Genomic DNA, 293 nt, shown 5'->3' with positions numbered 1-293 from the left:
GCTTCACGTTCTATATCTAATAAATATTGTTCGCTTACTAAGGTTGGTTCCGATAAATCTCCTCCAGCCATAACATAAGCTAATTTATTAGCTATTTTTTGGTCGTGTTCACTAATGTAATTACTGTCTTCCATAGAATCTGTTCCTACTAAGAACATACCTAAAGCTTGTTTACCAAGAACTTTTACATCTGTACGTTTTACAGGTTGTGTGTAGCCAGCATCAGCCATTAATTTTGCATACGCTTTTGCAGTCGCAATTTGTCTGTCTTTATTAACTACAACAACATCTTT

1 pseudogene is annotated in these 293 nt (G+C 34.8%); it reads right to left on the bottom strand.

The features are described from left to right. Positions 1-293 (bottom strand): annotated as a pseudogene (locus FUA24_RS02805) (3-hydroxyacyl-CoA dehydrogenase); the annotation flags it as partial.

This window comes from Seonamhaeicola marinus, from assembly GCF_008085455.1.
The sequence above is the reverse complement of the archived record's forward strand: the minus strand, read 5'-3'. Positions and strand labels throughout refer to the sequence as shown.